Raw genomic sequence first — 20,917 nt, forward strand, 5'->3', positions numbered from 1 at the left:
CGCGTGGAGGGCCCTTTCGCCGTACGGGGAGGCATGCGGAGGGTCAGCGGAAGCGGCGTACTCCGGACGGGGTGACGACGGCGTGCACCGGCTTGTCGTGCGGCTCCTGGGGGACGTGTGCGACGACTTCCGTGTCGTACAGGAGCACCACGAGCGCCGGATCGGCCCCGCTCCTGCCGAGCCGGGCGAGCACCCTGTCGTACGACCCGCCGCCGCGCCCGAGCCGCATCCCGCGGGCGTCCACGGCGAGGCCCGGCAGCAGCACGGCGTCCGCCGCCACGACCGCGTCGGGCCCGAGCCGCGCCCCCGAGGGTTCCAAGAGCGCCATCTTTCCCGGGTGTTGCGCGAGGGCCAGCGAGCCCTCGCCCTCATAGGCCGCCCAGTCCAGGTCGTTGTCCGCGAGGAGCACCGGCAGCAGGACCCGCGTCCCGCGCGCGCGGAGGGCGTCCAGGAGCGCGCGCGTCCCCGGTTCGCTCCCCACGGAGACGTACGCGGCGACCGTGCGCGCCCCGGAGAGCTCCGGCAGCTCCAATGCGCGGTCGGCGAGAACCACGGCGGCCTTCTGCGCGTCATCCCTAGTCAACCGGCGTCTCACCGCGAGGAATTCTCCGCGCAATGTGCGCTTGGTTGGCTGGTCGGAACCGGTTTCCTGCATGGTGTGCTCACAAACCCTTCCATGTGCGCTCATATGAGAACAAAATGTCCGGACCCACAGATTCCGCACATACGCACCGGTTATGGTTACGGACATGACTGAGTCTCACCCCCCAAGGATCAGCAAGGCTGTCATTCCCGCAGCCGGCCTCGGCACCCGGTTCCTGCCGGCCACCAAGGCCACTCCCAAGGAGATGCTGCCGGTCGTCGACAAGCCGGCGATCCAGTACGTGGTCGAGGAGGCCGCATCCGCCGGCCTCGACGACGTCCTCATGATCACGGGCCGCAACAAGCGCCCCCTGGAGGACCACTTCGACCGCAACTACGAACTGGAGTCGGCCCTTCTGAAGAAGGGCGACGAGGCGAGACTGGCGAAGGTCCAGGAGTCCAGCGACCTCGCGACCATGCACTACGTGCGCCAGGGCGACCCCAAGGGACTCGGTCACGCCGTCCTCTGTGCGGCCCCGCACGTCGGCAACGAACCGTTCGCCGTGCTCCTCGGCGACGACCTGATCGACCCGCGTGACCCGCTGCTCGCCCGCATGGTCGAGGTCCAGGAGCGGCACGGCGGCAGCGTCATCGCCCTTATGGAGGTGGCCCCGGAGCAGATCCACATGTACGGCTGCGCCGCCGTGGACGCCACGGACGAGGGCGACGTCGTCAAGGTGACCGGCCTGGTCGAGAAGCCCGACCCGGCGGACGCCCCCAGCAATTACGCCATCATCGGCCGGTATGTCCTGGACCCGCACGTCTTCGACATACTGCGCAAGACCGAGCCGGGCCGCGGCGGCGAGATCCAGCTCACTGACGCCCTCCAGCAGCTCGCGGCCGACGAGAAGGTCGGCGGCCCCGTGCACGGCGTCGTCTTCAAGGGCCGCCGCTATGACACCGGTGACCGGGGCGACTATCTGCGTGCCATTGTCAGACTCGCATGCGAACGTGAAGACCTGGGCCCGGACTTCCAGGCCTGGCTTCGCAGTTACGTGTCCGAGGAGATGTAGCACTTTGAGCAGCAGCGCGACGACCGAAGCCACCGGCCAGGAACACGTCTGGTCGGTGAGCGAGCACCTGGACGACATCCTCGGATGCGTCCGCCCCCTGGAGCCCATCGAGCTCCAACTCCTCGACGCCCAGGGCTGCGTACTCGTCGAGGACGTCACGGTGCCCGTCTCGCTGCCGCCCTTCGACAACAGCTCCATGGACGGTTACGCGGTCCGGGTCGCCGACATCGCGGGCGCGAGCGAGGAATTCCCCGCCGTCCTGACGGTCATCGGTGACGTGGCCGCCGGCCAGGGCGAGCAGCCGGAGGTCGGCGCGGGCCAGGCCGCCCGCATCATGACCGGCGCACCCCTGCCGCCCGGCGCCGAGGCCGTCGTCCCCGTGGAGTGGACCGACGGAGGTCTCGGTGAAGGCCCCGTCTCCGGGATGCGCGCGCACAGCGCCGCACCCGAAGGAGCCTTTGGCGAGGTCCGTGTGCACCGCCCCGCCGAGGCACGCGCGCATGTGCGGGCGCGAGGCAGCGACGTCCAGGCGGGCGACCGCGCCCTGGCCGCGGGCACGGTCCTCGGCGCCCCGCAGATCGCCCTCCTCGCCGCGATCGGCCGCGGCACGGTGAAGGTGCGCCCGCGCCCCCGCGTGGTCGTCATGTCCACCGGCAGCGAACTGATCCAGCCCGGCGAGGAGTTGGCCAAGGGCCAGATCTACGACTCCAACAGCTTCGCCCTGACCGCAGCGGCCCGGGACGCCGGAGCGATCGCCTACCGCGTGGGCGCGGTCGCCGACGACGCCGAGACGCTGCGCTCCACCATCGAGGATCAGCTGATCCGGGCCGACCTCGTCGTCACCACGGGCGGCGTCAGCGTCGGCGCGTACGACGTCGTGAAGGAGGCCCTCTCCTCCGTCGGAGAGACCGAGGACGGCGTCGAGACGGGCAGCGGCGTCGAGTTCCGCAAGCTCGCCATGCAGCCGGGCAAGCCGCAGGGCTTCGGCTCCATCGGCCCCGACCACACCCCGCTGCTCGCCCTGCCGGGCAACCCCGTGTCGTCGTACGTCTCCTTCGAGATCTTCGTGCGTCCCGCGGTGCGCGCCCTGATGGGCCTCCCGGACGTCCACCGGCCCACGGCACGCGCGGCGCTCACCGCCGACAAGGCACTGACCTCCCCCGCGGGCAAGCGCCAGTTCCTGCGCGGGCAGTACGACGCCGACGCGGGCAGCGTGCGGCCCGTGGGCGGCGCGGGCTCCCACCTCGTCGCGGCCCTCGCACACGCGAACGCGCTGATCGTCGTCCCGGAGGACACCACATCGGTGGAGCCGGGCACCGACGTCGAAGTGGTCCTGCTCGGCTGAAAGGCGCTTTCGCGCGGTACGGTGTCGCGCACATAAACCCCCTCGCGCCGCACCGCGGGAGGCCCCGGACCGGGAGCGCCACAGCACATGAGTACGCAGCAGGGACTGACGCACATCGATGAAGCGGGCGCCGCCCGCATGGTCGACGTATCCGCGAAGGACGTGACGTCGCGCACCGCCCGCGCCAGTGGCCGCGTCCTGGTCTCGCCCCGCGTGATCGAGCTGCTGCGCGGGGAAGGCGTCCCCAAGGGCGACGCCCTGGCCACCGCGCGGATCGCGGGCATCATGGGCGCCAAACGTACGCCCGACCTGATCCCGCTCTGCCACCCGCTGGCCGTCTCCGGGGTGAAACTGGACCTCTCCGTGGCGGATGACGCCGTCGAGATCCTCGCCACGGTGAAGACGACGGACCGTACGGGCGTCGAGATGGAGGCACTCACCGCGGTGACCGTCGCCGCCCTCACGGTGATCGACATGGTCAAGGCCGTCGACAAGGGCGCGGTCATCACGGACGTGCGGGTCGAGGAGAAGACCGGCGGCAAGTCGGGGGACTGGAGCCGCGAAGGAGCCGGCGCATGACCGCCTACCGCGCGCTCGTCGTCACGGCCTCCAACCGCGCGGCCGCCGGGGTCTACGCCGACCGGGGCGGGCCGATCATCGCCGAGGCGCTGGCCGCGCTCGGCTTCGACGTCGAGGGCCCCCAGGTCGTCCCCGACGGCGACCCCGTCGAGCAGGCCCTGCGAGCCGGGGCCGACGCCGGGTACGACGTGATCCTCACCACAGGCGGCACCGGCATCTCGCCCACCGACCGCACCCCCGAGGCCACCCGCGCCGTCATCGACCACGAGGTGCCCGGCATCCCGGAGGCGATCCGTGCGTACGGCAGGGAGAAGATCCCCACGGCCGTGCTGTCCCGCGGTCTGGCCGGAGTCGCCGGGCGCACGCTCATCGTGAACCTGCCGGGCTCCACCGGAGGCGTACGGGACGGCCTCGCCGTCCTGGAGCCCCTGCTGACGCACGCCGTCGAGCAGCTCCGGGGCGGCGACCATCCCAGACCCGCTGGTGGTGCGAGCTGAACAGCCCTTCCTGGCCCGTCGAGCTGACGGACGGCGATGTCGCCCTCCGTCCGATAAAGATGCGCGACCAGCGGCCCTGGCGTGAGGTCAACCGGCGCAACCGGGACTGGCTGCGCCCCTGGGAGGCGACCATCCCGCCGCCCACGCCCAGCGGTCCGATCGTGCACCGGCCGACGTACCGTCAGATGGTCCGGCACCTGCGCGCAGAGGCGCACGCCGGGCGCATGCTGCCCTTCGTGATCGAGTACCAGGGGCGGCTCGTCGGGCAGTTGACGGTCGCCGGGATCACCTGGGGATCGATGTGCTCGGGCCATGTCGGCTACTGGGTCGACCAGTCGGTCGCGGGCCGCGGGGTGATGCCCACCGCCGTCGCTCTCGCGGTCGACCATTGCTTCCGGTCGGTCGGGCTGCACCGTATCGAGGTCTGTATTCGCCCCGAGAACGGGCCGAGCCGCAGGGTCGTGGAGAAACTCGGATTCCGCGAGGAGGGGCTTCGTCCACGCTATCTCCACATCGACGGCGCCTGGCGCGATCATCTTGTCTTCGCGCTGACCGCGGAAGAGGTACCGGAAGGGTTGCTTCGGCGCTGGCACCAGGCACGACCCCGGAAGACCGCGTAAATAGAATAAGTGTTTGAAATAATTCGGTGATCGACCGTCTGGGGCCCGACTTGGTCCCTCTGAGGCATTAATTTCACGGTCCCGGTGGCCTGTTGATCGCATCAGTCACAAAAAAAGTTCGAGATATCAGCCAGATCGTGCGACACACCGGCGCAATTGGCAGATGGCCTCAAGCAAACCCCTCTACCGTGTGAGGCGTGAGCAGCAGCGGCCTCATCTACGCAGTCATCGTCGGGGCCTGGGCCGCCTACTTGGTGCCGATGTGGCTCCGTAGGCAGGACGAGCTCAATGAAGCCCGTCCGACGGAACGCTTCAGCACCGCCATCCGGCTCCTGTCCGGACGTGCGGGGATGGAGCGCCGGTACGCCAAGGACCTGCAAGCGCGCTCGCCCGAAGAGGAGGAGTCGCGCGAACCGGACAACGCCACCGGCGCGGTGGACGTCCGGGCCTTCGTCGCGCCCCCACTTCGACAGGGCGGCCCGGAAGAGCGGCCTGAACCGCAGGTCAAGGCGCAGGCCAAGCCCCCGGCGCAGCAGCCCCCGGCACGGTCCCAGGCACAGCCCGCGGCGAAGCCCCCGGCGAGGCCTTCCGTGAAGGCCAAACTGAACCCCCAGGCGCAGGCACAAGCGCAGGCGCACGCACCGGCGCAGGCGCACCCCCAGGCGAAGGCCCCGGTCCCGACCCCGGCCCCGTCCGGGGCGCGCCCCCAGCAGTCGCCCGCCCAGCGGGCCGCATCGGCGGAAGCCGCCGCGCGCGCCCGGCGCACGAAGGTGCTCGCGCGCCGACGGCGCACGACGGTGATGCTGTTCATCGCCTTCACGATCGGCACGGTCGTCGCCGCTGTCGGCGGACTCGCGTTCCTCTGGGCGCCCGCGGGGCCGGCCGCGCTGCTGAGCGCGTACATCGTGTACCTGCGGGGCCAGGAGCGGCGCCGCTTCACCTACACCATGGACCGGCGCCGGGCCGAGGTCGCCGCACAGCGGCTGCGGGAGCGTCAGCCGCGCCGACGTGCGCCGGGCGGCGCGGACGCGGTCGTCGACGACGCGGAGGAAGGACCGGCCGTCGAGACGGAGACCGGCCTCTCCGCACTCGCCGCCGACCGCCGCGCCCTGGTCGAGCAGACCGACCACGCGGAGTGGGTGGACCAGCAGCGTGAGCGGCAGCGGCGCCCGGGCCACGGCGACAGCTGGGACCCGGTACCGGTGCCCCTGCCGACGTACGTGACCGCGCCGGTCGCCCCGCGGGCCACCGGTGACGTCGACTTGGGCGCGCCCGACGCCTGGAGCTCGGCGCGGTCGAGCTCCGTCGAGCCCACCGCCGACGAGGCGGACGAGGACGAGTACGCCGAGTACGCCGAGGGCGCGGAAGGCGCCGACGGCGTGGACGGGGTCGGCGGTCGCAGTGACGCACGGCGGGCGGCGTCCGCGCGCCGGGCCCGCGAGCGCGGGCGTACGCCGCTCTTCGATCAGTACGACGACGGGCAGCGGCCACGGGCCGCCAACGAGTGAGGTCCGACCAGCCAGGTGACCAGCCAGGAACGGATTTCCGAGCACCCGGATCGGGATGCTAGAGTTTCACTCGTTGCAAGGGCCTGTGGCGCAGTCTGGTAGCGCACCTCGTTCGCATCGAGGGGGTCTGGGGTTCAAATCCCCACAGGTCCACTGCACATGAGATCCCGTCCAGTTCATCGAACTGGGCGGGATCTTTGCTGTGCCTCAAGAATGAAGCGCCGGAGAACTACAGCGGCTTCACGTAGCAGCGGCTCAGGTCCTCGAAGCGGTAGTGGCCGAACTTCGCGGGGGCCGGGGTGTATCCGGTCGACGTGTAGAGGGCTATGGCCTCCGGCTGCTTCGTGCCCGTCTCCAGGACCATGCGCGTACGCCCCGCCGCCCTCGCGTGGTCCTCCAGGGCCGCCAGGATGAGGCGGGCCAGGCCGAGGCCGCGGGCCTCCGGGGTGACGTACATGCGCTTGATCTCGGCGTCGCCGACCGCGTAGCCCTCGTCGTTCTCCTCGTGACCGCGCCAGCCGCCGGTGGCCAGCGGGGTGCCGTTCTCGTCGTAGGCGAGGAGATACAGACCGCGCGGCGCCGCGAACATGGCCGGGTCGAGGGGTGTGACGTCGCCCTCGTCGCCGTACCGCTCCGCGTATTCGAGCTGGACGCGGTCGTTGAGCTTGACCGCGTCGGGGTGGTCGAAGGGGGTGGGGCGCAGCTCTATGGTGGCCCGCTGCGACGGTGACTGAATACTCATGCGAATCATCGTACTTCTATGCGGCGGTGTGGCGGTATCCGTTTAAGTGTGCCGGTATCGTTCCCGGATGCTCACTGTGACCTCTGTGAATGTGAACGGGCTGCGCGCCGCCGCCAAGAAGGGCTTCGTCGAGTGGCTGGCCGAGACCTCGGCCGACGTGCTCTGCCTCCAGGAGGTGCGGGCCGAGTCCCAGCAGCTCCCGGAAGAAGTGCGGGAGCCCGAGGGCTGGCACGTCGTGCACGCGCCGGCCGCCGCCAAGGGGCGTGCGGGCGTCTCCCTCTATACGCGCCGTGAGCCGGACCGCGTACAGATCGGATTCGGGTCGCAGGAGTTCGACGGCAGCGGGCGCTACGTCGAGGCCGATCTGCCCGGTCTCACGGTCGCGAGCCTGTATCTGCCCTCGGGTGAGGTCGGTACGGAGCGGCAGGACGAGAAGATCCGCTTCATGGGGGAGTTCCTCACCTACCTGAAGGGGCTCAAGCAGCGGGCCGCCGCCGAGGGGCGCCAGGTCGTGGTCTGCGGAGACTGGAACATCGCGCACCAGGAGGCCGACCTCAAGAACTGGAAGGGCAACAAGAAGAACTCGGGCTTCCTGCCCGAGGAGCGTGCCTGGCTCAGCGAGGTCTTCGAGGGGGACGCCGGGTACGTCGACGTGGTGCGGGCGCTGCATCCTGATGTCGAGGGGCCCTACTCCTGGTGGTCCTACCGGGGGCGTGCCTTCGACAACGACACGGGCTGGCGGATCGACTACCACGTGGCGACGCCGGGGCTCGCGGAGCGCGCGGTCAAGGCGTTCGTCGAGCGGGCGGCCACGCATGAGCAGCGGTGGTCGGACCATGCACCCGTCACGGTGGTCTACGACATGTGATGCCGCGCGGCGCCATGGCATGTTGCGAGCGCGTACCTGACAATGTCTCAACTGTCAGCCGTGTGGGGGAGACTTCATGTCCGGTATGTCGAGGCCGTCTCGTCGAGGTGTGCTGCTCGGGGCTCTGGGTGCCGGGATCGGCGCCGGTCTTCCGCTGGCCGCCGCGTCGCCCGCCGGCGCCGCCGGAGGGGTACCCCGGGGAACACCGCCGGTGCTCCTCACCGAGCAGGCGACGCAGCGGATCCTCGTGCTCGATCCGCGCCGCAGGGTCTGGGACCCGCAGGGTGATCCGTCGGTCGTGCGGTGGGAGTTCTCGCCGATGCGGCGCAAGGGGTACGAGGACCTGCGGCCGGAAGACAGCTGGGTGTATCCGAGCGAGTCGAAGGTGCGCAGACACAAGGGCCGTACGTTCGTCCTGACCACCGCGTCCTTCGGTTTCACCGCCGTCGTCCACTACCCCTCCGGCAAGCGCTACTGGGGCGCGGCGATCGGCGCGGGCGACGACCTCTTCAATCCGCACAGCGCGGAGATCCTGCCGGACGGCAATGTCGCGGTGGCGTGCAGCACGGGTGCGCAGGTCAGGCTGTACGCGGCCTCGCAGGGACCGCATGCCTCGCGGTACGCGGAGGCGGAGCTGAAGGGTGCGCACGGGCTGCACTGGGACAGGGTGCGCGAGGTGCTGTGGGCCATCGGCGACGACGAGCTGGTCACCTATGCCGTGGGCGGCACGCGGGCCCGGCCCACGCTGACGCGCCGGTCGTCGCGCGGCCTCCCGGTCGGGACGCCGGGCAGGACCCCGGGCGGCCATGACCTCTTCCCCGTGGCCGGGCGCCCCGGGCGGCTCTGGGTGACGACGAACGCGTCCGTCTTCCAGTACGACATCGGCCGCGAGTCCTTCGAGCAGGACTTCGCCGGGCACGAGCAGATCGCCCGGAAGTCGGTGAAGGCCGTCGGCGACGATCCGCGGACGGGGCAGGTTGTCAGCACCGTGCCGGAGAGCGGTCTCGAGGAGACCTGGTGGACGACCAAGGTGAGCGTGCATCGGCCGGAGAGCGAGTACAAGCTGGTGGACGGCGGGATCTACAAGGCGCGGTGGTTCCTGCCGCGGTAAGGGAGGGTGTCGGGCCGTCGGGCTGTCGGCCCGTCAGGTCGTCAAGTCGGCAAGGCCGTCAGGTCTCTTCCGGCTTCTCCGAGGCCAGGCGGCGGTCCAGGGCCATCGACAGTTCCGCCTCCACCACGCTCTTCGCCAGCGGGCGAAGGCGTGCGATGTTCACGTCGTCCGCGTCGGCCGCGGTGTGGGCGCGGATCATCGTGATGAACAACTCGGCCAGCCCGTCCGCGTGTTCGCGTACCCGCTGGCCCGCCTCCAGGACCGCCGCGAGCGGGATGCCCTCGCGGACCAGGGCCGACGAGACGTCCAGGAGGCGGCGGCTCACGTGGACGATCTCCTCGCCGTCCGTGCCGAGGTAGCCGAGGTCCAGGGCGGCGGCGAAGTTCTCGGGGGTGACCTCGCCGGCGAAGCGGTCGGCCAGTTCCTCGGGGGTGAGGCGGACCGGGGTCTCCTCGCTGGGTTCGCCGATGCCGAGGAGTTCGCCGACGTCGCGGCCGTTCTCGAAGGCCTCCGCGAGTTCCGCGATGCCGCTCAGGGTGTGGCCGCGGTCCAGAAGCGCGGCGATCGTCCGGAGCCTGGCCAGGTGATGGTCGTCGTACCAGGCGATGCGGCCCTCGCGGCGGGGCGGCGGGATCAGGCCGCGCTCCCGGTAGAAGCGCACGGTGCGCACCGTGATGCCGGCCGCCCTGGCCAGCTCCTCCATGCGGTACTCGCGTGTGTCTGCCACGGAAGCAGCCTATGTGCTGCTGGATCGGGCGTGCGTTCTACCGGCGGTAACTCGATGCGCCAGACCCCTACCCATCAGTACGCAGCTGTTCTACTCTCCCAATTGCGCCAGTGGTCACTGGCAGAGTCGTGAAGCAGTTCGGGAGGCGGCGGCATGGCCGAGGACGAGCGCCAGCAGGAGCGTGAACACGAGCATGTGCGGGTGGCGGTGGTCGGGTCCGGGTTCGGCGGGCTGGGTGCCGCGGTCCGGCTGCGCCGGGAAGGCATCACCGACTTCGTCGTCCTGGAGCGGGCGAGCGCCGTGGGCGGCACCTGGCGGGACAACAGCTACCCGGGCTGCGCCTGCGACGTGCCCTCGCACCTGTACTCGTTCTCCTTCGCGCCCAACCCCGACTGGCCGCGCACCTTCTCGGGCCAGGAGAAGATCCAGGAGTACCTGGAGCAGGTCGCCGACACCTTCCGGCTGCGCCCGCACATCCGCCTCGACACCGAGGTGAAGCTGATGCGCTGGGACGCGGAGAAGCTGTGGTGGGAGATCGAGACCAGTGGCGGCACCCTGACCGCCGATGTCGTCGTCTCCGCCACCGGGCCACTCTCCGACCCCAAGCTCCCGGACATCCCCGGCCTCGACACCTTCGAGGGCAAGGTCTTCCACAGCGCGCGCTGGGACCACGACTACGACCTGCGCGGCAAGCGCGTCGCGATGATCGGCACCGGCGCCTCCGCCATCCAGATCGTGCCCGCGATCCAGCGCGAGGTCGGCAGGCTGACCCTCTTCCAGCGCACCCCGCCCTGGGTGATGCCGCGCATGGACCGACCCATCAGCAGGGCCGAGCGCTGGCTGCACCGCCAGCTGCCGTTCACCACGCAGGCCCGGCGCGGAATCCTGTGGGGCATCCGGGAGTTGCAGGTCCAGGCGTTCACCAAGCGGCCGAACGAGCTCGGCGCGGTGGAGCAGCTGGCCAAGCGGAACATCGCCCGCGCCATCAAGGACCGGGGCCTGCGGGCCAAGCTGACGCCCTCGTACCGCATCGGGTGCAAGCGGATCCTGCTCTCCAACACGTACTACCCGGCGCTCGCGCAGCCCAATGTGGACGTCGTCGCCAGCGGGCTCAGCGAGGTGCGCGGCAACACCGTCGTCGCCGCCGACGGCACCGAGACCGAGGTCGACGCGATCATCTTCGGCACGGGATTCCATGTGACCGACATGCCGATCGCCCACCGCGTGGTGGGCCCCGACGGCGTGACGATGATGGAGACCTGGAAGGACGGCATGAAGTCGCTGCGCGGCGCGACCGCCGCGGGCTTCCCCAACTTCATGACGGTCATCGGCCCGAACACCGGCCTCGGCAACTCCTCGATGATCCTGATGATCGAGTCGCAGCTGAACTATCTCGCCGACTACATGCGGCAGCTGGACGTTCTCGGCGACCGGGCCGCGCTCGCCGTGCGGGCCAGCGCCGTGCACGCCTGGAACGACAAGGTGCAGGAGCGGATGAAGCGCACGGTGTGGAACACCGGCGGCTGCAACAGCTGGTACCTCGACGAGAACGGCGTGAACACGACGATCTGGCCGGGCACCACGAGCGAGTTCCGCGCGGCCACACGGCGGGTCGATCTCGCCGAGTACGAGGTGGTGCGGCCCCCGAAGCGGGACGCGGCGCCGGAGCCCCGCACGCCGGGCAAGAGCACGTCGCGTACGACGAAGAAGGCCGAGGCAAAGGCATGAGCAGGCTGACGCATGTGACGAGCGGGCCGTTCGCGCCGCCGGTGGCCGCGCGGGAGCTGACCGTCGTGTCGGCGGACGGCGCGCGGCTGCACGCCGAGGTGCACGGACCCGAGGGCGCGCCCGCGGTGGTGCTCGCGCACGGGTGGACCTGCTCGACCGCCTTCTGGGCGGCGCAGATACGTGAACTGGCCGTAGACCACCGGGTGATCGCGTACGACCAGCGGGGCCACGGGCGCAGTGTCGCGCCGGACGGTGTCGAGGGCTACAGCACCACCGCCCTCGCCGACGACCTGGAGGCGGTGCTCGCGGCGACACTGGAGCCGGGGGAGCAGGCGGTGGTCGCCGGGCACTCCATGGGCGGCATGACGATCATGGCGGCGAGTACGCGACCGGGGTTCCGGGAGCACACGGCCGCCGCTCTGCTGTGCAGCACCGGGAGTTCGCGGCTCGTCGCCGAGTCGACCGTGGTGCCGCTACGGGCCGGGCGGGTTCGGACGCGGATGACGCGGTCGGTGCTCGGGGCCAAGGCTCCGCTCGGGCCCGTGACGCCGATGGCTCGCAAGGTCCTCAAGTACGCGACGATGGGGCCGGGTTCGCCTCCCGAGCGGGTCGAGGTGTGCGCGCGGATCGTGCACGGCTGCCCGAGGGTGGTGCGCTACCGCTGGTCGCACGTGCTCGACGAGCTCGAACTCGACTCGGGCGTACTGGAGTTGTCGGTGCCGACCGCGGTCATCGCGGGCACCTCCGACCGGATGACGCCCGTCGTGCTGGCGCGGCGCCTGGCGGGGATGCTGCCGGACTCGCTCGGCCTCACCGAGCTGCCGGGCATCGGCCACATGACGCCGGTCGAGGCACCGGAGACGGTCACCGAGGGGATCAGGAACCTCGTGAAGAAGTACGTACGCGTGGACGAGCAGCAGGTCCAGGGGCTTGAGGGGAGCAGCGCATGAGCAAGGTCAGCCTGGAGGGTCAGGTCGCGGTCGTCACCGGGGCGGCGCGCGGTGTGGGGGAGTTGCTCGCGCGCAAGCTGTCGGCGCGGGGCGCGAAGATCGCGCTCGTCGGCCTGGAGCCGGACGAGCTGAAGCAGGTCGCGGGGCGGCTGCACACCGAGGCCGAGGCCTGGCACGCGGACGTCACGGACCATGTCGCGATGGCCCGGGTCGCCCAGGAGGTCAAGGAGCGCTTCGGGAAGGTCGACATCGTCGTCGCCAACGCGGGCGTCGCCAACGGCGGGCCGTTCGTCGAGTCCGACCCCGAGGCGTGGCGCCGGGTGATCGAGGTCAACCTCATCGGCAGCGCGGTGACGGGCCGGGCGTTCCTGCCGGTCCTGATGGAGAGCCGGGGCTATCTGCTGCAGATCGCCTCGCTCGCGGCGATCACGCCGGCGCCGATGATGACGGCGTACTGCGCGTCGAAGTCGGGCGTCGAGGCGTACGCGCACTGTCTGCGGGCCGAGGTCGGCTACAAGGGCGTGAAGGTGGGCGTCGGTTACCTGTCCTGGACGGACACCGACATGGTGCGGGGCGCGGACCAGGACGACGTCATGCGGGAGCTGCGGCAACGCCTGCCGTGGCCGTCCAACAAGACGTACCCGCTGGGCCCGGCGGTGGACCGGATCGTCGCCGGGATCGAGCGCAGGTCCAGCCACGTGTACGCGCAGTGGTGGCTGCGGGGGATGCAGGGCATCCGCGGCTACCTGCCCGGGGTCATCGGCTCGGTCGGCCAGCGGGAGATGCGGCGCTTCGAGCCGCGCCTCGGCTCCGTGTCCACGGGGCTCGTGGGAGCGGGCGGCTCCGCCGACGAACAGGCGCGTACCGGGCGGTAGCCGACTGCTCGGACAAGGCTGAGGCCCACCCGGCGTCCCGGGTGGGCCTCAGACGTTCATGCGCGGCGCCGTGTCAGGCGTCGTAGTCCTGGTTGAACTTGTCCTGCTGCTCCTGCGCGGCATCCCGGGCCTGGTCCGGGGCCTGCGAGGAGCGCTCGCCGGCCTGGTCCTGCGCCTGCGAGGCGCGCTCGCTCGCCTCGTCCTTCTTGTCGCCCATCGAGCCCTTCGCCTTGTCGGCGAGGTCGTTGGCCTTGTCCTGGAACTGGTCCTTGATGCCCATGCTTGTTCACTCCTAGAGGGTGAGGTTGGAGGGGCCTCGACCAGACTTACATGGGGGCACAATCCTCGCATTTCGATCAACGGGGAATCGGCGGGGAGGGGGATCGACCGCCCGGCAAGAGGCCCCCTCAGCCCCGTGGCGGAAGCTTCGGTCGCCGTCGGTCCGGTACGTCCTCAAGCCCCGGGGGTGTCGCCGCGGGCTGCCGTTCCAGGAGGTCGAGGGCCACGCCCACCGCGTCGTCGAGCTGGGCGTGCCGGCCCTCCGCCCAGTCCAGCGGCGTGCGCAGCACCTCCAGGTCGGGGGCCACGCCGTGGTTCTCCACGGACCAGCCGTACTCGTCGAACCACCCCGCGTTCATCGGCACCGTGATGACCGTCCCGTCGCCCAGGACGTGCCGCCCGGTCATCCCCACCACGCCGCCCCACGTGCGCTGGCCCACCACGGGGCCGAGGCCGAGCAGCTTGAAGGCCGCCGTGATCATGTCGCCGTCCGACGACGTCGCCTCGTCGGCCAGGGCCACCACGGGCCCGCGGGGTGCGTTCGACGCGTACGACACCGGCTGGGCGTTGCGTGTCAGGTCCCAGCCGAGGATCTTCCGCGTCAGCTTCTCGACCACCAGCTCGCTGATGTGCCCGCCCGCGTTGCCGCGCACGTCCACGATCAGGGCCGGGCGCGAGACCTCCAGGCGCAGGTCCCGGTTGAACTGCGCCCAGCCGGAGCCGCCCATGTCGGGGATGTGCAGGTAGCCGCACTTGCCCCCGCTCAACTCCCGTACGACGTCGCGTCGTTTGGCCACCCAGTCCTGGTAGCGCAGGGGGCGTTCGTTGATGAGGGGGACGATCGCCACCCTCCTCGACCTGCCCTCTGGCTCGGCCGCCCGGAACGTCAGCTCCACCGTCGTGCCGCCCGCAGCGGCGAGCAGCGGGAAGGGGCCCGTCACCGGGTCCACCGGGCGGCCGTCGATGTGGGTGAGGACCGCGCCCTCCCGGATGCCCGCGCCCGCGAGCGGCGAGCGCGCCTTGGAGTCGGAGGAGTCGCCGGGCAGGATCCGCTTGATCATCCAACTGCCGTCACGGCAGACGAGGTTGGCGCCGAGCAGGCCCATCGCCCGCTGGTAGTGCGGCGGCCCTTCGTTGCGGCGGGCCGCCGAGACGTACGCGTGGGACGTGCCCAGCTCGCCGAGGACCTCGCGGAGCAGGTCCGCGAACTCGTCGGGGGAGGCGACCCGTTCCACCAGCGGCCGGTACTGGTCCAGGATCGCGGGCCAGTCGATGCCGCACATGTGCGGCTCCCAGAAGTAGGCCCGGATGAGGCGGCCCGCCTCGTCGTAGGACTGGCGCCACTCGGCCGCCGGATCGACCTCGTGCAGGATGCGGCGCAGGTCGATCCAGACGGTGGTGTCACCGTCGCCGGTCTCCGTCGAGGGCACCGCGCGCAGGTCGCCCTCGTCGACCACCACGAGCCGCGAGCCGTCGCCGCTGAGCGCGAACCAGTCGAGGTGGTCGACCAGTTCGGACTTCTTGCCCTTGGAGATGTTGAAGTACTCCAGGGTGGGGCGCCCCGAGGTGTCCGACGGGTTGGCGAACGTCTCGCCGAGCGCGCCCGAGATCGGCCAGCGCATCCAGACGAGGCCGCCGCCGCTCACGGGGTGGAGGGCCGAGTACTTGGACGCCGAGACCGGGAACGGCGTCACCCTGCTCTCCAGGCCCTCCACCTCCACGATGGCGGAGCCGGCCGGGGAGAGACCGTCGGCCGGGTCGAGGCCGCCCGCCGCCGGGCGGCCGTCGGGGGAGAGGGCGAAGGGGGACGGGGTCGCCGACGACAGGGGGACCAGGTAGGGGCGGCAGCCGAGGGGGAAGGACAGGTCGCCGGTGTGCACGTCGTAGACCGGGTCGAAGCCGCGCCAGGACAGGAAGGCCAGATAGCGGCCGTCGCTGGTGAAGACCGGGTTCTCGTCCTCGAAGCGGCCGTTGGTGACGTCGACGATGATGCGGCAGCCCGGCCCTTCGATGCGGGCCATCTTGATCTGCCGCAGGGAGCGGCCGATGCCCGGATGCGACCAGGTCAGCCACGCCCCGTCCGGGGAGAACGCCAGGTCGCGCACCGGTCCGTTGAGGGAGCGGATCAGCTCCGTCACCTCGCCGTCGGACTCCTCGGTCGCGTCGATCAGGAGCAGCCGCCCGTCGTTCGACGCGATCGCGATCCGTTCGCCCTCGGGGTCGGAGATCAGTTCGAGGACCCGGCCGAGCTTCCCCTGCGCCAGCCTGCGCGGCGCGCGGTCGCCGCTGGCGCGCGGCAGATAGGCGATCTCGACGGCGTCCTCGCCCTCCGCGTCGGTGACGTAGGCGACCTGTCCGCCCTTGCCGAGCATCTCCGGGAGCCGCACGCGCACGCCCGGGGTGTCCGTGATGGTGCGGGCGGGCCCGTCCCGGTGCGTCAGCCAGTACAGGCTGCCGCGTACGACGACGGCGCTGGCCCGGCCCGTCGCGTCCACGGAGAGTGAGTCGACGTGCTGGGCGGCCGGCACCTGGTAGATCCGCCGCCCGGCGCGCGGTCCGCCCAGGCGCACGTCGAGGCGGCGCGGCACGGCGCCCGCGGACAGGTCGTCGACCAGCCAGACGTCGCCCGCGCACTGGTAGACGACGCGGGCGCCGTCGCTGGACGCGTGCCGGGCGTAGAAGGCGTCGTGATCGGTGTGCCGTCGCAGGTCGGAGCCGTCCGGCAGGCAGGAGTACAGGTTGCCGACGCCTTCGTGGTCGGAGAGGAACGCGATACGGCCGTCCACGAACATCGGGGCGTCCAGATGGCCGTCGAGGTCGGGCAGGAGCTGCTCGCCGTGCAGCCACAGGCGGCCGGTGGCCCCGCCCCGATAGCGCTTCCAGGCGGCGGGCTCGTGCGGCGGCTTCCCGGTCAGGAGAAGCGTCTTGCGTTCGCCCTCGATGTCGTTGACCGCGATGTCGTAGACCGGCCCCCAGGGCAGCTTGCCGCCGGGTGATCCGTCGGTCGGCACGCTGTAGGCCCAGCAGAAGTACGAGAAGGGCTGATTGTGCGAGGAGACGGCGAGGATGTCGCCGTCGGGGGACCAGCCGCAGACCCGGGTGTCCGTGCTCCCCCAGTAGGTGAGCCGCCGGGCCGGGCCGCCGTCGACCGGGGCGAGGTGGATCTCCGGGTCGAGGCTGCGCCAGGTCGTGAACGCGATGTGGCGGCCGTCCGGTGAGAAGCGCGGATGGCTCACCTTGGTCCGGTCGACGGTCACCCGCCAGGCACGGCCCGCGGGGGCTCCGTCCGGGCTCAGCGGTGCCACCCAGAGATCGTCCTCGGCCGCGAAACAGAGACGGTCGCCGCTGAGGTGCGGAAATCGCAGGTAGGCGTGGTCAGCATGGGCTTCATCGCGCGCGTCGGTCACTTCACCATGCTTTTCCGGTGCGGAGGGCCCGGCAACTCGTACAGAGGGCCGGGCGGCTCGTACACGGGGGCGATCGGGGGCGATCGGGGGTGAACGGGGGTGAGCGGCGGGGGTGAGTGCGCCGCGTGATGCAGCACACGTACGAAACGGTTTCGTTTCGTTAAGGCCGCGGGTACAGTCATGGCGTACGGAACGGTTTCGACGAGGAGCGGAGGGATCATGGCTGAGGCGGCAACGGTGCGACGCAGCCGGATCACGCCCGAGCGTGAGGCCGAGCTCTACGCGGCCGTGCTCGACCTGCTCCGCGAAGTCGGGTACGAAGCGCTCACGATGGACGCCATCGCGGCCCGCACCAAATCCAGCAAGGCCACCCTCTACCGCCAGTGGGGGAGCAAGCCCGAGCTGATCGCCAGGGCGCTGAAGCACAACAAGCCGGTGTCCATCGAGGACATCGACACCGGCTCCCTGCGCGGCGACCTCATGGAGACCGCCAACCGTTCGGACGACTGTCAGATGGAGCGGGACGCCGCGCTGATGCGGAGCCTGTTCCATGTCATCCACGACAACCCCGAACTCCACCAAGCGCTGCGGCAGTTGCTCATCGAGCCGGAGATCACCGGCCTGAACGCACTGCTGCGCAGGGCCGTGGAACGGGGCGAAGTGGCCCCGGACAACCCCGCCCTCGGCTACGTCATCCACATGATGGTCGGCGGCTTCGTCGCCCGTGACCTGATCGAGGACCGCACGGTCGACCGTGAGTTCCTCCGTTCCTACATCGACGCCGTGATCCTCCCCGCTCTCGGCGTCTGACCGAACCCCCTCACCGCACCACCTCTCAGCACCCTTTCCACCTGACGCGACCGCTCACGTCGTCGGGCTGATCCCCCCTGCCCTGTAGACACCACGACCTGACCGGGAGTACGCCCTCGTGGCCACTTTCCTCTACAAACTAGGCCGACTCGCCTTCAGGCGTCGGCACTTCGTCGCCCTGATCTGGGTGGCGCTCCTGACGCTTGCCGGAGTCGGCGCCGCGTCCGCGCCCACCGCCGCATCCAGTTCCTTCTCCATTCCGGGGACGGAGGCCCAGAAGGCCTTCGACCTGCTCGAAGAGCGGGTGCCCGAGGCCAGCGCCGATGGCGCGAGCGCCAAGGTCGTCTTCAAGGCACCGGCCGGTGAGAAGGTCACCGACCCGGGCAACAAGGCCGACATCGAGAAGACCGTCGCCGCGCTCAAGTCCGGTTCGGACGAGGTGGCGAGGGCGGACAGCCCCTTCCGGACCAAGACGGTCAGCAAGGACGGCTCCACGGCGTACGCGTCGGTCTCGTACAAGGTCACCTCGATGGAGCTGACCGACGAGAGCCGTGACGCCCTGGAGAAGACCACCGACCAGGCTCGCGAGTCCGGGCTCACGGTCGAGGTCGGCGGGGACGCGCTGCAGGCCATGCCCGAGACCGGGGCCACCGAGGTCATCGGCATCGCGGTCGCGGCGGTCGTCCTCGTCATCACCTTCGGCTCGCTGATCGCGGCGGGTCTGCCGCTGCTCACCGCGCTGATCGGCGTGGGCATCGGCGTCTCCTCGATCACCGCGCTGGCCAGCGCGCTCGACCTGGGGACGACCACCTCCACGCTCGCGATGATGATCGGCCTCGCGGTCGGCATCGACTACGCGCTCTTCATCGTCTCCCGCTACCGCGGTGAACTCGCCGACGGGCGGGACCGCGAGGAGGCGGCGGGCCGCGCCGTGGGCACTGCCGGATCGGCCGTGGTCTTCGCCGGGCTCACCGTGGTCATCGCGCTGGTCGGCCTCGCCGTGGTGAACATCCCGATGCTCACCAAGATGGGCTTCGCGGCGGCCGGCACGGTGGTCATCGCCGTGCTCATCGCGCTCACCCTGATCCCGGCGCTGCTCGGGTACGCGGGCAAGAAGGTCAAGCCCACGGGCGAGAAGAGCAAGGTGCTCGGCGGCGGCAGGAAGGCGAAGGCCGCCGCGGCCGAAGGAGCCGCGCCGAAGGACAACCTCGGCACCCGCTGGGCGCGCTTCGTCACGCGCCGCCCGCTCACCGTGCTGCTCATCGGCGTCATCGGTCTCGGCGCTGCCGCGCTGCCCGTCTCCTCGCTCGAACTGGGCCTCCCGGACGACGGCGCCCAGCCGACGTCCACGACCCAGCGCAAGGCGTACGACCTGGTCTCCGACGGATTCGGCCCCGGCTTCAACGGTCCGCTGATGACGGTCGCGGACCTCAAGGGCTCGGACGACCCGAAGGCGGCGGCCGGCGAGATCAGGACGACGGTCTCCAAGCTGGACGACGTCCTCTCGGTCGCCCCGCCGGTGATCAACAAGGCGGGCGACACGGCGATCATCTCCGTCGTCCCGTCCTCGAAGCCCAGCGGCATCGAGACCGAGAACCTCGTGCACTCGATCCGTGACGCGGGCGCCGACATCAAGTCCGACACCGGTGCGAGCGTCATGGTCACCGGCACGACGGCGATGAACATCGACGTCTCCGAGAAGCTGAACGACGCCCTGCTGCCCTACCTGGCACTCGTCGTCGGCCTCGCCTTCCTCCTCCTGATCGTCGTCTTCCGCTCGATCCTGGTCCCGCTCAAGGCGGCACTCGGCTTCCTGCTCTCGGTCCTCGCGGCCCTGGGCGCGGTCGTCGCGGTCTTCCAGTGGGGCTGGCTCGGCTCACTCTTCGGCGTCGAGCAGACCGGCCCGATCATGAGCATGATGCCGATCTTCATGGTGGGCGTCGTCTTCGGCCTCGCGATGGACTACGAGGTGTTCCTCGTGACGCGCATGCGAGAGGCGTACGTCCACGGGGAGCGCCCCGGCCAGGCGATCGTGACCGGCTTCCGGCACGGGGCCCGCGTGGTCTCGGCGGCCGCCGTGATCATGATGGCGGTCTTCGCGGGCTTCATCGGCTCCAGCGAGCAGATGGTGAAGATGATCGGCTTCGGTCTCGCGATCGCGGTGTTCTTCGACGCGTTCATCGTGCGTATGGCGCTGGTCCCGGCGGTGCTGGCGCTGCTGGGCAAGAAGGCGTGGTGGCTGCCGGGGTGGCTGGACCGTGCTCTGCCGAACGTGGATGTCGAGGGCGAGGGCCTGCGCACGGACGCCGAGAAGGCCACAGCCCAGGCGGCCGACGCCGATCGGGAGCCTGCCCGGGTCTGAGCCAGGGCCGATGAGCGGGGTGGGGAGAAGCGCGGGAGGTATGCGCTTCTCCCCACCGTCGTCGTGGCTGCCGTGGTCGTGACGGCGGTGTTCGCGTGGGGGGTCCGGGGGTGTCCCCCGGGAGGACACAGCATCGGCTCCAGCGAGCAGATGGTGAAGATGATCGGCTTCGGTCTGGCGATCGCGGTGTTCTTCGACGCGTTCATCGTGCGTATGGCGCTGGTCCCGGCGGTGCTGGCGCTGCTGGGCAAGAAGGCGTGGTGGCTGCCGGGGTGGCTGGACCGTGCTCTGCCGAACGTGGATGTCGAGGGTGAGGGCCTGCGCACGGACGCGGAGAAGGGCGCGGCTCGGGCGGCCGACGCCGACCGGGAGCCGGTTCGCGTGTGAGGTGACGTGTCAGTGCGGGACGGGGGCGGTCGCGTACGTGCGGCGCAGGAAGCGGATCAGGGCTGACGCGTCGAACTGGACGACTGCTACCCCTTGCGCCGAGTGGAACTCCATGACCGTCTGGACCCGCCCACAGGGCCAGATGTGTACGTCGCCGCTGGTGGCCGGGGCTCGCAGGCCCTGTTCGAGCAGCTGGCGGGCGAAGGTCCACTCGTGGGAACCAGGGAGGCCGATCCGCACCGAGAGCGGGTCGGCCTCCGGGTCGTACCGGAGGACGGCGGGGACGGTGAGCTGGTCGTCAGGGGAGTCCGTGACGACGTGGGCACGTGCGTACTGCTCTACTGCGGACATCGCCTAACTCCTCACCGTCACGTGCGTTCTGCACTCCAATGTCCCATATATTCCGATTCCTGCTCCAGGTGTGACCGGGATAACTGGGTAGCCGCCGCTCTTGCAAACCGTTCGCA

General features: G+C 70.7%; 19 protein-coding genes, 1 tRNA gene and 1 pseudogene. 15 read left to right on the forward strand and 6 right to left on the reverse strand.

All coding sequences use genetic code 11. The annotated features are described in order from the left end of the window. Window positions 1–43 precede the first annotated feature (43 nt). Complete coding sequence (locus OG302_RS24445) at window positions 44–655, reverse strand: 5-formyltetrahydrofolate cyclo-ligase (RefSeq protein WP_371528731.1); 612 nt, start codon at window positions 653–655, stop codon at window positions 44–46. Window positions 656–749: 94 nt separating this feature from the next. Here OG302_RS24445 and galU point away from each other — a divergent pair, with 94 nt between their 5' ends. The 7 genes from galU (at window position 750) to OG302_RS24480 (ending at window position 6,357) form a co-directional block, all read left to right on the forward strand. Next, window positions 750–1,655, forward strand: coding sequence for a UTP--glucose-1-phosphate uridylyltransferase GalU (galU, locus tag OG302_RS24450; protein ID WP_361832447.1), 906 nt, complete (start codon window positions 750–752; stop codon window positions 1,653–1,655). 4 nt (window positions 1,656–1,659) lie between these two features. Next, a complete protein-coding gene (glp, locus tag OG302_RS24455; RefSeq protein WP_371528732.1) occupies window positions 1,660–3,000 on the forward strand; it encodes a gephyrin-like molybdotransferase Glp in 1,341 nt (446 codons plus the stop codon). Window positions 3,001–3,087: 87 nt separating this feature from the next. After that, window positions 3,088–3,579 (forward strand): cyclic pyranopterin monophosphate synthase MoaC, encoded by a 492-nt coding sequence (gene moaC, locus OG302_RS24460; RefSeq protein ID WP_371528733.1) that lies wholly within the window; start codon window positions 3,088–3,090, stop codon window positions 3,577–3,579. Further along, complete coding sequence (locus OG302_RS24465; protein ID WP_371528734.1) at window positions 3,576–4,076, forward strand: molybdenum cofactor biosynthesis protein B; 501 nt, start codon at window positions 3,576–3,578, stop codon at window positions 4,074–4,076. Before moaC ends, OG302_RS24465 begins: the two co-directional genes overlap by 4 nt. After that, window positions 4,073–4,696, forward strand: a complete 624-nt coding sequence (locus OG302_RS24470; RefSeq protein ID WP_283779166.1) for a GNAT family N-acetyltransferase — start codon at window positions 4,073–4,075, stop codon at window positions 4,694–4,696. Before OG302_RS24465 ends, OG302_RS24470 begins: the two co-directional genes overlap by 4 nt. A gap of 197 nt (window positions 4,697–4,893) precedes the next feature. Further along, window positions 4,894–6,204, forward strand: a complete 1,311-nt coding sequence (gene glpR, locus OG302_RS24475; protein WP_371528735.1) for a gephyrin-like molybdotransferase receptor GlpR — start codon at window positions 4,894–4,896, stop codon at window positions 6,202–6,204. Window positions 6,205–6,283: 79 nt separating this feature from the next. Then, window positions 6,284–6,357 (forward strand) — tRNA-Ala (locus tag OG302_RS24480). A gap of 76 nt (window positions 6,358–6,433) precedes the next feature. Here the strand turns inward: OG302_RS24480 and OG302_RS24485 are convergent. Further along, window positions 6,434–6,946 (reverse strand): GNAT family N-acetyltransferase, encoded by a 513-nt coding sequence (locus OG302_RS24485; protein ID WP_371528736.1) that lies wholly within the window; start codon window positions 6,944–6,946, stop codon window positions 6,434–6,436. A 67-nt stretch (window positions 6,947–7,013) separates the two neighbouring features. Between OG302_RS24485 and OG302_RS24490 the strand changes: the two genes are divergently transcribed. Then, window positions 7,014–7,814 (forward strand): exodeoxyribonuclease III, encoded by an 801-nt coding sequence (locus tag OG302_RS24490; RefSeq protein ID WP_371528737.1) that lies wholly within the window; start codon window positions 7,014–7,016, stop codon window positions 7,812–7,814. A 76-nt stretch (window positions 7,815–7,890) separates the two neighbouring features. Next, the gene (locus OG302_RS24495) at window positions 7,891–8,925 is read left to right on the forward strand and encodes a DUF6528 family protein (RefSeq protein ID WP_371528738.1); all 1,035 of its coding nucleotides are present in this window, start codon (window positions 7,891–7,893) and stop codon (window positions 8,923–8,925) included. Between the two features lie 58 nt (window positions 8,926–8,983). Here OG302_RS24495 and OG302_RS24500 read toward each other — a convergent pair whose 3' ends face one another. Next, the gene (locus tag OG302_RS24500; RefSeq protein ID WP_371528739.1) at window positions 8,984–9,652 is read right to left on the reverse strand and encodes a MerR family transcriptional regulator; all 669 of its coding nucleotides are present in this window, start codon (window positions 9,650–9,652) and stop codon (window positions 8,984–8,986) included. Window positions 9,653–9,805: 153 nt separating this feature from the next. Between OG302_RS24500 and OG302_RS24505 the strand changes: the two genes are divergently transcribed. The 3 genes from OG302_RS24505 to OG302_RS24515 are packed head-to-tail and all read left to right on the forward strand — an operon-like array spanning window position 9,806 to window position 13,205. Beyond that, window positions 9,806–11,380: a flavin-containing monooxygenase gene (locus tag OG302_RS24505; protein ID WP_371528740.1), complete on the forward strand. Its 1,575-nt coding sequence runs from the start codon at window positions 9,806–9,808 to the stop codon at window positions 11,378–11,380. Further along, window positions 11,377–12,330 carry an alpha/beta fold hydrolase gene (locus OG302_RS24510; RefSeq protein ID WP_371528741.1) on the forward strand — a complete coding sequence of 318 codons (954 nt, stop codon included), beginning with the start codon at window positions 11,377–11,379 and terminating at the stop codon, window positions 12,328–12,330. The genes OG302_RS24505 and OG302_RS24510 overlap by 4 nt, the downstream gene beginning before the upstream one ends. Beyond that, complete coding sequence (locus OG302_RS24515; RefSeq protein WP_371528742.1) at window positions 12,327–13,205, forward strand: SDR family oxidoreductase; 879 nt, start codon at window positions 12,327–12,329, stop codon at window positions 13,203–13,205. The genes OG302_RS24510 and OG302_RS24515 overlap by 4 nt, the downstream gene beginning before the upstream one ends. A gap of 73 nt (window positions 13,206–13,278) precedes the next feature. On the opposite strand, the gene OG302_RS24520 is transcribed toward OG302_RS24515, so the two are convergent. Then, window positions 13,279–13,485, reverse strand: coding sequence for a hypothetical protein (locus OG302_RS24520; RefSeq protein WP_371528743.1), 207 nt, complete (start codon window positions 13,483–13,485; stop codon window positions 13,279–13,281). Window positions 13,486–13,612: 127 nt separating this feature from the next. Further along, on the reverse strand, window positions 13,613–16,891 hold the full coding sequence (locus OG302_RS24525; protein ID WP_371528744.1) for a S41 family peptidase: 3,279 nt from the start codon (window positions 16,889–16,891) through the stop codon (window positions 13,613–13,615). A 237-nt stretch (window positions 16,892–17,128) separates the two neighbouring features. On the opposite strand from OG302_RS24525, the gene OG302_RS24530 reads away from it, so the two are divergent. From OG302_RS24530 to OG302_RS24540, 3 genes and pseudogenes are all read left to right on the forward strand, one after another. After that, window positions 17,129–17,701, forward strand: coding sequence for a TetR/AcrR family transcriptional regulator (locus tag OG302_RS24530; RefSeq protein ID WP_371750217.1), 573 nt, complete (start codon window positions 17,129–17,131; stop codon window positions 17,699–17,701). Window positions 17,702–17,819: 118 nt separating this feature from the next. Further along, window positions 17,820–20,063, forward strand: coding sequence for an MMPL family transporter (locus OG302_RS24535; RefSeq protein ID WP_371528745.1), 2,244 nt, complete (start codon window positions 17,820–17,822; stop codon window positions 20,061–20,063). A gap of 57 nt (window positions 20,064–20,120) precedes the next feature. After that, a pseudogene (locus tag OG302_RS24540) lies at window positions 20,121–20,450 on the forward strand (MMPL family transporter); the annotation flags it as partial. Window positions 20,451–20,459: 9 nt separating this feature from the next. On the opposite strand, the gene OG302_RS24545 reads toward OG302_RS24540, so the two are convergent. Further along, entirely contained in the window at window positions 20,460–20,801 is a 342-nt protein-coding gene (locus tag OG302_RS24545) for an SsgA family sporulation/cell division regulator (RefSeq protein ID WP_361832478.1), read from the reverse strand. Window positions 20,802–20,917 lie beyond the last annotated feature (116 nt).

The sequence above is a fragment of the Streptomyces sp. NBC_01283 genome (genome assembly GCF_041435335.1).
GTDB lineage: Bacteria > Actinomycetota > Actinomycetes > Streptomycetales > Streptomycetaceae > Streptomyces.

Excerpts from the sequence above, each read along its gene's own strand:
- OG302_RS24465 (WP_371528734.1), top strand. The coding sequence starts at position 3,576 with ATGACCGCCTACCGCGCGCTCGTCGTCACGGCCTCCAACCGCGCGGCC.
- moaC (WP_371528733.1), top strand. The coding sequence starts at position 3,088 with ATGAGTACGCAGCAGGGACTGACGCACATCGATGAAGCGGGCGCCGCC.
- OG302_RS24445 (WP_371528731.1), bottom strand. The coding sequence starts at position 655 with ATGCAGGAAACCGGTTCCGACCAGCCAACCAAGCGCACATTGCGCGGA.
- OG302_RS24545 (WP_361832478.1), bottom strand. The coding sequence starts at position 20,801 with ATGTCCGCAGTAGAGCAGTACGCACGTGCCCACGTCGTCACGGACTCC.
- galU (WP_361832447.1), top strand. The coding sequence starts at position 750 with ATGACTGAGTCTCACCCCCCAAGGATCAGCAAGGCTGTCATTCCCGCA.
- OG302_RS24490 (WP_371528737.1), top strand. The coding sequence starts at position 7,014 with ATGCTCACTGTGACCTCTGTGAATGTGAACGGGCTGCGCGCCGCCGCC.
- OG302_RS24520 (WP_371528743.1), bottom strand. The coding sequence starts at position 13,485 with ATGGGCATCAAGGACCAGTTCCAGGACAAGGCCAACGACCTCGCCGAC.
- OG302_RS24510 (WP_371528741.1), top strand. The coding sequence starts at position 11,377 with ATGAGCAGGCTGACGCATGTGACGAGCGGGCCGTTCGCGCCGCCGGTG.
- OG302_RS24485 (WP_371528736.1), bottom strand. The coding sequence starts at position 6,946 with ATGAGTATTCAGTCACCGTCGCAGCGGGCCACCATAGAGCTGCGCCCC.
- OG302_RS24495 (WP_371528738.1), top strand. The coding sequence starts at position 7,891 with ATGTCCGGTATGTCGAGGCCGTCTCGTCGAGGTGTGCTGCTCGGGGCT.
- OG302_RS24515 (WP_371528742.1), top strand. The coding sequence starts at position 12,327 with ATGAGCAAGGTCAGCCTGGAGGGTCAGGTCGCGGTCGTCACCGGGGCG.
- OG302_RS24505 (WP_371528740.1), top strand. The coding sequence starts at position 9,806 with ATGGCCGAGGACGAGCGCCAGCAGGAGCGTGAACACGAGCATGTGCGG.